We start from the raw sequence: 6358 nt of genomic DNA on the forward strand, positions 1-6358 counted from the left end.
AAGCGGCTGGGGTATCGAACTCCAGCCCAGATATTTTACGGGGAGCTTTCAGGAGCTCTGGACACAGCAGGTGTTGCACTTAATGGTTGAATCTAGGAGATGTCAAACAAACGCTTAAGTATGTTGCGATGCCACCTTATTTGCAATATATACCAGGTGCTATAGATGCAGCTAATTCACTTTTACCCTCTACAGCCAGCTCTAACAATTTATTCAGTTGATTCGCCAAGTCATCGCGAGCAAATGAGTTTTCAGCTAGCTTTCTCGCTGAGCTGCCTGAAGCTTCTAGCCAGTTTTGATCATGCATTTTTGCATGTAGAATTTCTGCTACCTCATTGATCGGCTTTTGCCACATGGGCAACCCGCAATCATTGGCAGCAATAAGATCATGCATCCAGCCACCGTAGTTAATAAATACCGGTGTACCTGAAGCTAGAGCATCAAAAAACTTGTTCGCCGAATTAGGGCGCATTTCAGGTAAATCAATAAAGAGTGCGGTTGCCATAGTGGCAGCACTAAGCAAAGCTGGAATATCCTTTTTGGGCAAAGGGTTTTCAATAAATAAATTATATTCGTAAACACCTTGCTCTTGAGCTTTTTCTACAACAAGGTCACGCTCTGCGCCTTGACCAACTAGCAAAATACAGATATCTGAACCAAGCTTTTTGAGTGCCAACGCAAGATCAACCATGTAGCCAACACCATTAATCTTACCAAACGTTCCTGTATAAACTAGGAGCGGCTTATCACCAAGCCAACTTCGCTGTGCACGGAATGATTTCGCAGCATCAGGGTTGTAAGCAAACTCAGCATTATCACTACTATTTGGTATGACAGCGACTTTTTGTTTGGGATAGCCAGTACGAACAACCCCTTCTTTCATACCGGGTGATAAGGCCACAACTGCAGAAGCATTCTTATAAGCCCAGTTTTCTAATTTACGGGCTGCAAAACGAAGAACGGGGTTGTTAAGGGCACCAACTGCAATCGGCATTTCAGGCCACAAATCACGAACCTCAAAAACCATCGGAATTTTTTTCTTTCGTGCAGCAGGAACGGCAGGTAAAGCGATTGTAAGCGGCGTACTCGTTGCAAAAATCACATCCCCTTCCAACTGAACAGCTTTTTTTCGTGCAGCGAAAGCAAAGGATAAAAAAGCTCTTATCCTTTGGGCATAACTCATATTGTTTGAGTAGGGAACTGGGTACCAGTGAACATGAATGCCTGCTTCATCAGTCAAGAACCAATCAGTGTGATTAGATGACGACTCACGAATACTGGTGACCATGTGAACTTCATGACCCGCTGCTACCATACGCCGCGCCATTTCATAAGAGCGGGTACCGCCAGACATTTCAGGTGTATTGAAGTATTGATGAAGGTAAATAATTTTCAAATAAGGACAACCTCAGAAAGCTTAGTGATCAAGTCCTAATGACAGACTCACCCAGGAGTAAAATACAAGATAAAGGTTTAATCAAAATCAGTCAACTGACTTGTAAATAATAAACCATATTTAAGAACATTTACTTTAAATAAAGAAGAGTCATTCTGTAGTACAACCTATCACCCATCAATTTTCTAATTAAAAATTTAACAATTTCTTTTAATGCTCTAATCAACCCTTGCGACCTATAGCGCAGAACCACTGTATTTAATGTAGGATAATTTGAAACCCCACCTAAGTAAAAATTGGATAAAAATTTATCGCAAACCTGCATGTCGAACAGGGCAATACATTGCTGCATCCATCTAGAGTCAGCATCTATCAAGTGCTTCTCATCAAAGAACGGTGTCTTAGTACAGAGAGGTACAAAAAAACCCTGGTGTGCTGGTGACTTTTTTAACTGGTCAAGTTTACCATCAGGAGGCCGTACATAAACTGCATCGTTCCAGATCTGATTTGTTCTAAATGCATAGCACTTTGTATCATTTAACTCATCTAAAGCTAAACTCAGTGAATTATCGTCATGAAATGTATCGCCAGCATTCAAGAATAAAACATAATCCCCCTCTGCTGACTGCAACCCGATATTCATCGCGTTGTATATGCTAGAGTCTTCATTCAGAACAAATTTTCTATAGGCTGCATGATAGTCTTTAGTTTCAGGCTCAGCACACTTAGAAACCACGACCACATTCGAAAATTCTCTATAACTTTGTTCATCGATTGATTCAAGGGTACGAACCAATGCATCATCAAAGACATAGCTAATTGTTACTATCACAATCTTATGCAAAGCTTCCACCTACTCTTTTTAGACGCCCAATTTCGTAGAGCAAGAAAAAATAAACCAACCAGAAACCGTAGCCAGACTTGGATATAACCAAAACATCATAAACCAACATGGATGCAAAAAAAGAAAAAACAAAAGATACCACGAGAAACCTAATCTTATAGCTAACAGCACTATTTTTTAACGTAGACCAGACCAATATGGCCATCAACAACAACCAAGATATGAGACCTATAAAGCCTGACTCTATCAGCAGCCGCGCAACCTGACTGTCGATCGACAATAGGCTGGTGCCTGCAGTATATTCATAGAAACCGCGACCATTCCCAAAAAAAATAGTTATTGGATCTGTATAAAAATCAATCAAATTGAAAAACTTATTATACCTAATAACCAGCCCTTGATCGATTCTCGAGAGGCGTTCGAACAGACCAGAAAACCTGTCAAACCCAACATCTAAAACCACAAGCATAGTTACAAATAACAGAAGGAAAAAAGAAAAATAAATCCAATAAGTTGATAAGCGAAATTTCGATAGCAACCTAAAAATACAAAAAAAATAGTACAAAAAGACCATCATAAAAGAAGCAATAAAAAAAGTACGATTCTCAACTAAGGCAAGCATAAAAAGAGACGCCACTGTAAATAATGCAAATTTTTTCTTCGAGTACAATATGTATGCAAAAAAAGAAAATACTGACATGAAATAGAATAGTGCGCCACTTGCTGCAGATGCGCCACGGTAGCCAAATGCAGAAACCCCATAAAAACCTTGTAAATCTCCACTTAGCAACTGATATAGCACCCACATCAGGTTAATAACCAGACCTATGGTCAAACCTATAATTACGACTTTATAACCATAGCATCTCAGAGAAAAATAAAAATAGAGGCCTAGTGAAAAATACATTATACTTTTAGCTAGATGCAAAAAACCTAGCGTTGTTTTTGTTTCATTTAAATAGGATGTCGCAGTAACAACAACCTCATAAAAAATCAGAGCAAAAAAAATAATAAATGCAGTAAAAATTGTTTTATCTTGCTTTTTTTTGACTACAAGGTAAAAAACAGGAATGATTAATATTAATGCAAAAAAATCTTCAGCGCGAACATATCTTCCTTGTATATTGGCAACTGGCAGGGATGTAAAGTAAGCAACCAGCGCGACAACTGGTAAGTATAAATATAAAATCGCTTTTATTGTTATATTCATAACCTTCCATACTCATCGTTAATTCTTACTATATCATCTTCCCCTAAATAGCTTCCCGACTGCACTTCAATCAACTGTAGCGATATTTTACCCGGATTTTCCAGTGAATGGACTTCTCCAATGGGAATAAAAGTGGATTCGTTTTCTGTGACCAAGAAGGTTTTATCGCCATTAGTTACCTTAGCTGTACCACTGACCACTACCCAATGTTCAGCACGGTGATGATGCATTTGTAATGACAGCTTGGCTCCGGGTTTGACCGTGATTCGCTTAACCTGATAGCGGTCACCATTTTCAATTGAGTCATATACACCCCAGGGGCGATAAACTTCTCGGTGGTTCATATGCTCATGCCGACCTTCCTGTTTGATAGCCTCCACGATCTTTTTCACATCCTGCACTTGATCTTTATGCGCTACTAAAACAGCATCCTTGGTTTCCACCACCACCAGATCCTGTACTCCCAGAGTTGCCACCAGCTTATGCTCAGCATGGATCAAGCTATTCTGGGTTTGCAATGCCAGCACATCTCCCTGGCAGACATTACCCTGCTCATCCTTATTGCCGATTTCCCACAAGGCTGACCAAGAACCGATATCACTCCAGCCGGCATCTAGGGGTATCACCGCCGCATCGCGTGTTTTTTCCATCACAGCATAGTCAATGGAATCTTCAGGGCATTGTGCAAAAGCTTCAGCATCCACTCGGACAAAATCCATATCCTTTTGACCTAGCTCCAATGCTTTTTTGCAGGCATCCAGAATATCCGGTCGAAACTCGCTCAAAGCCTTCAGGTAAACGCTGGCCTTGAACATAAACGAGCCGCTATTCCAGTAGTAATCACCGGTCTCAAGATAAGCCAGAGCCTTTTCACGATCAGGCTTTTCGACAAAGCGAGCTACCTCATAGCCTTCACAATCCAGCGCAGCACCGCGCTGAATATAGCCATAACCCGTTTCAGGCTGAGTCGGCACCACCCCAAAGGTCACTAACTTTCCCTGCTCTGCAAGTTGGGCCGCAGCCACCACAGCGCGATGGAAAGCAGGCTCATTCGCCATATAGTGATCAGCAGCCAATACCAACAACACAGGGTCTTGACCGGTCTGAGTTGCCTCTAAAGCCGCTAAAGCAATTGCCGGTGCCGTATTACGACCCACTGGCTCCAACAGAATACTGGCACCTTGGATATCAAGCTGGCGTAACTGTTCAGCCACCATAAAGCGGTGGTCTTCATTGCAGATAATGGATGGCGCATCAGTTTCTATAGCATCAAGCCGTGCTAGCGTTTGCTGAAGAAGGGTTGTATCACCACACAGCTTCAAAAACTGCTTAGGGTTAAGTTGACGCGATAAGGGCCAGAGGCGGGATCCAGTGCCGCCTGCCATAATTACGGGTACTAGCATTCTATTCCTTCAAAGTAGGCTTTGGTGTAGGGATGAATATTCTTAATTTCTTGATTATGAAGGTCGTGCCAGATCATTTTAGAGTGCTGACTCTCGTCAAAATTTATAATATCGCTGCTGATTTTGATTACATAAGCCAACACAACATAGTGGGTAGAAACCTCTTCACCAAAAACTGAGTCCTGATAGAAGTGTTCGTAAACGCCTTTAAACTGAGCGTGGCTTCTTTCGAGTTCTACTCCCAGTTCTTCCTGCGTCAAGCGGCGAAAAGCTGCATCCAGGGTTTCATTTTTTTGAACGCGGCCACCGGGCACAAACCAGTAATCCTTGGCCGGGCGATTTTTTCTCAAGCCGAAGAGATATTCACCCTTTTCATTTTCAACCAGTAAGTCGATAGAGATCAGAGGCGTAGAGTCTACGACTGTTTTGAAAGTTTCTATGTCCAGCTTAGCCACGCAGTTGTTCCTGGTTTTGTAGAAACCACTGGTAGGTGCTGGTTAGTCCTTCTTCCAGGCTGATGCTTGCTTGCCACCCCAAGGCTTTAAGGCGGGAGACATCCATGAGTTTGCGGGGCGCACCATCGGGTTTGCTGGTATCAAAGACCAATTCACCTTCAAAACTGACCACTTTTTTCATGGTTTCTGCTAATTCACGGATGGTGCAGTCTACGCCAGTACCTACGTTGATGTGTGAGAGCATGGGCTGGGTGTTGGCTTCGTAGGTGTCGGTATCCAGATTCATCACATGCACACTGGCAGCGGCCATGTCATCTACATGCAGGAACTCGCGCATGGGCTTGCCAGTCCCCCAGACAACAACTTCTTTAGCACCAGCTACTTTCGCTTCATGAAAGCGGCGCATCATGGCCGGAATTACGTGGCTATTTTCAGGGTGGAAGTTATCGTTTTCGCCGTACAGGTTGGTCGGCATGACACTGCGATAATCACGCCCATACTGGCGGTTATAGCTTTCGCAAAGTTTGATGCCCGCGATCTTGGCAATCGCATAAGGCTCGTTGGTGGGTTCCAAGGTTCCTGTAAGCAGTGCTTGTTCTTTCATGGGCTGTTCGGCCAGCTTGGGGTAGATGCAGGAAGAACCCAGGAACAACAACTGCTGAACACCGGCTTGATGAGCAGAGTGGATGATGTTGGCTTCGATCATCAAGTTTTCATAAATAAACTCAGCCGGGTATTCGTTATTGGCATGAATACCGCCCACCTTGGCAGCTGCCAGGTAAACCTGATCAATCCGTTCTTGCTTAAAAAATTGCTGCACAGCAGCTTGATTAGTTAAATCCAACTCACTGCGCTTTGCTGTGATCAGGTTGTTATTTGGATCAGCCTGTAACTGGCGAACCAAAGCAGAGCCGACCATCCCGCGATGACCAGCAATGAAGATGTTTTTTTGCATGCTCAATCAATTCTCAACCGAAACAAGGATTTCATAGCCGTGCTGTTTAAGCAAGGCGTGGCGCTGTGCAGTTTTCAGGTCTTCAGCGACCATTT

At 43.0% G+C, this 6358-nt stretch carries 6 protein-coding genes; all 6 read right to left on the bottom strand.

Translation table 11 applies throughout. From position 1 onward, the window contains the following. Positions 1 to 136: 136 nt before the first annotated feature. Entirely contained in the window at positions 137 to 1396 is a 1260-nt protein-coding gene (locus IBX50_RS15845) for a glycosyltransferase family 4 protein (RefSeq protein ID WP_292257266.1), read from the bottom strand. A 130-nt stretch (positions 1397 to 1526) separates the two neighbouring features. Further along, positions 1527 to 2240, bottom strand: a complete 714-nt coding sequence (locus tag IBX50_RS15850) for a glycosyltransferase (protein WP_292257267.1) — start codon at positions 2238 to 2240, stop codon at positions 1527 to 1529. Beyond that, positions 2233 to 3450, bottom strand: coding sequence for a hypothetical protein (locus tag IBX50_RS15855; RefSeq protein WP_292257268.1), 1218 nt, complete (start codon positions 3448 to 3450; stop codon positions 2233 to 2235). The genes IBX50_RS15850 and IBX50_RS15855 overlap by 8 nt, the downstream gene beginning before the upstream one ends. Further along, entirely contained in the window at positions 3447 to 4853 is a 1407-nt protein-coding gene (locus IBX50_RS15860) for a mannose-1-phosphate guanylyltransferase/mannose-6-phosphate isomerase (protein ID WP_292257269.1), read from the bottom strand. Before IBX50_RS15860 ends, IBX50_RS15855 begins: the two co-directional genes overlap by 4 nt. Next, positions 4847 to 5308: a GDP-mannose mannosyl hydrolase gene (locus tag IBX50_RS15865; protein WP_292257270.1), complete on the bottom strand. Its 462-nt coding sequence runs from the start codon at positions 5306 to 5308 to the stop codon at positions 4847 to 4849. Before IBX50_RS15865 ends, IBX50_RS15860 begins: the two co-directional genes overlap by 7 nt. Beyond that, positions 5301 to 6263 carry a GDP-L-fucose synthase gene (locus IBX50_RS15870; RefSeq protein ID WP_292257271.1) on the bottom strand — a complete coding sequence of 321 codons (963 nt, stop codon included), beginning with the start codon at positions 6261 to 6263 and terminating at the stop codon, positions 5301 to 5303. Before IBX50_RS15870 ends, IBX50_RS15865 begins: the two co-directional genes overlap by 8 nt. Positions 6264 to 6358: the final 95 nt, after the last annotated feature.

Source organism: Marinospirillum sp. (assembly GCF_014859565.1).